Source organism: Ferruginibacter sp., from assembly GCF_031430955.1.
GTDB lineage: Bacteria > Bacteroidota > Bacteroidia > Chitinophagales > Chitinophagaceae > Ferruginibacter.
This window is the reverse complement of record NZ_JANPCM010000298.1, coordinates 1-2,838: the sequence shown is the minus strand read 5'-3', so window position 1 is coordinate 2,838 and position 2,838 is coordinate 1. Positions and strand designations below refer to the sequence as shown.

Annotated in this window: 3 protein-coding genes; 1 reads left to right on the top strand and 2 read right to left on the bottom strand. The window is 37.8% G+C overall.

Annotated elements, in window-relative coordinates; genetic code table 11:
- Together ACY65O_RS08435 and ACY65O_RS08430 are read right to left on the bottom strand one after the other, a co-directional pair.
- The coding region (locus tag ACY65O_RS08435) for a hypothetical protein (RefSeq protein WP_462220414.1) at positions 1-1,092 on the bottom strand (1,092 nt) is incomplete at its 3' end.
- Between the two features lie 70 nt (positions 1,093-1,162).
- A complete protein-coding gene (locus ACY65O_RS08430) occupies positions 1,163-1,954 on the bottom strand; it encodes a phage tail protein (protein ID WP_462220413.1) in 792 nt (263 codons plus the stop codon).
- A gap of 175 nt (positions 1,955-2,129) precedes the next feature.
- On the opposite strand from ACY65O_RS08430, the gene ACY65O_RS08425 reads away from it, so the two are divergent.
- The coding region (locus tag ACY65O_RS08425) for a tetratricopeptide repeat protein (RefSeq protein ID WP_462220412.1) at positions 2,130-2,838 on the top strand (709 nt) is incomplete at its 3' end.

The following is a 2,838-nucleotide window of genomic DNA, read 5'->3' as shown; positions in this document are numbered from 1 at the left end:
ATTATTTCCAGCAGTGTTGAAGAACATGGCATTTAAACCCATAGCAGTATTAGCACTTCCGGTTGTATTGGTTACCAAAGCACTGGTACCATTCGCAGTATTTTGTACACCGGTTGAATTATTTTTTAGTGCATTAGAACCTGTTGCAGTATTATAATAACCAGTGGTATTTGCAAACAATGCTTTAGAACCAAATGCAGAGTTTAAAGTGCCCTCATATGAATTTACTGCACCAACACCATTATTAAATAATGCACTATCGCCTACGGCTACCAGGTTACTGCGATTACTGGTGTTAAATAAAGCACCGGTACCCACTCCGATATTGGAATACCCGGTTGTATTAAAATATAAAGACGTAAAGCCGATACCAACGTTGCTGCTGCCTGTAGTATTATACCGCATGGCATCACTTCCTATAGCATTGTTTTGACCGCCGGTTTTGTTAGAATACAGGGCTAACTGGCCCAATGCAGTATTTTGACTGCCGGTAGTATTAGAATATAAACTTACAGCTCCCGAGGCAGTATTAAAAGAACCCGAGCTGTTGAATTGTAAAGCACCCCATCCGAGGCCAGTATTATTTTCACCATTCTTATTACCTGAAAGAGATTTAAACCCTATTGCGGTATTCCAGGTTCCGGTTGTAGAAGAGTCTAAAGTTCTAAAACCAAATGCGGTGTTGTTAGTTAAAGTATCTACATATCCTGAACGTACATTATTTACTCTTATGATAAATGGTTTTGTATTGAGTGTTCCAATAAAATTTGTCGCCGAATCAATTCCAGCATTTCCGGTTAAGCTCCATCCGCTTGAGGCAACAATGGTTTGCCAGTTGGGTATTGCAGCTGTTCCCATATTTATCATCAATTGGTTTTTTGCAGTATCCAAAACAAGCAATCCTTTTGCAGGATTTACAATTGTATTTACCGCTGCCGAATTCATACGGGGAATAAGAAGGCCTTTTGTGCCGCTTTTAATATCCAGCATGGCACTGTTATCCGGTACACTTGCATCGTTATTAATAGCAACATTCTGAGCTTGCGTTTTGATTGTTGCAACTATTACCAGCAGCAGAATTATTTTTTTCATTTTTATTTAGTTATAATTTTTTTCAAAGATTTTAAAGAATTCCTTTTTATCTCAGCCGTGTATAAAAATATTATTGTGTTCTTTCTCCAATGTCCCAGGTGTTGCCTCCACCGGATGGAGTGCCAAATGCAACCGGTGCTGCACCACGTAAGTCGGGTAGTGAATAAGTTGTAACACCATTGCCACCATAAGTAGTTCCTAAAATTGAAAACAAGGCGGTATTATCAATAATGTTTAGTGTTTGCCCATTACAAAATGCCCAGCCAGGCGGAGCATAATTACCGGCAAATAATTTTACTTCACCAATCCATGCAAAATCTATATTGCTTCCAGTATTGGGTCCAACAAAAATTCCATTGGTACAGATGATATAATTTAACGCCAATGCCCCATGCCCCTTTCTGGCACTTACCAAACCAGTAGCATTTGATTTAATTAAAAAATCATTTGTATTGCCGTTTCCCGTTCCCGTTAGTGAAAGGTTTGTTGTGCTGGTAGTGCCGGCTACATCAAGTTTGGTTGCAGGCGAAGCGGTACCAATGCCAACAGCGGCACTGCCTCCATTTATATACAACACCTGATTGCCCTGTGCACCAAGCGATAAAACATTAAAACCCCCGGGTTGGCCAAACTGCATAATGTTGGCAGCGCCTGCACCACCGCCACTTAATGCTACTCCAAATTTTAAACGGTAACTGCCGTTGCCAATACGCATGTCTCCTTCACCGGCTGCTACGTTCCAGCCGTTGATGCCTGCAACATCTAAACGGGTAGCTGGCGTATTTGTACCAATGCCAATATTTTGTGCATATAAAAATTGTGCAGTTACAAAAAGGATAAAAACAAAAAATAGTTTTTTCATACAATGGGTGTTTATGTTTTTTGATGTGGTAAAAATGAAAAATTAACAACACAATTACCATCCTGTAAAAACAGGAGATTTTAAAAACCACAAAAAAATCATGGAAAAAGGGGAGTTATTTTAAAATGGCTTTTGGGTTTATTTGTATAATGGAAGTAATGTTCTATTTTACTGTATGAGAAAAATTGTACTGTTCATACTAAGTGTTATTCCGCTTGGGGCATTTACACAAACAAATGTTTTCGACAGTATACGCAACCGTATAAAAACAGAAAAGAATGATACAGAGTATGTACGGTTGCTGGTGCAGCTGGGTAATAAAATAAAATACAAAGACACTGTTGAAGCCTGGCAATGTCAAAAAAAAATTGACTCTTTCGCTACAATTAAAAAAAATGATTTTTTTAAAGCACAGGCATATTTTTTAGCAGCTACCATACAGCTTGCCAATCAGTCACTTCCTTCTATTGATAATTATGAAAAGGCGATAAAAATATTTTCAAAATACCCGGATAATTTACGATCGAGGGTATCGATGGGTACAAGCTATATTAATTTGGGATTGCTGCATGCTAACAATGCAGATTATGAAACAGCTACTTTTTATTATCTTAAGGCTGAAGAAATTTATCTTAAAGACAATCCGGACAATAGTGATTTAGGGGTTTTATACAGCAATCTTTCAATAGCTTATGCCACAATTAATAAATTTGATGAAGGCATTAAGTACAGCAAAAAAGGGTTAGACTTTGCAAGAAAAAATAATGATAAAGCAAATTTGCTGAATGCCTGGTATGCTTATGGCGGCAACCTGGTTAATGCAAAAAGAGATGCTGAAAGAGGATTATTAATACTGGACTCTGCAAAGCAAATTGCTCTGGAAA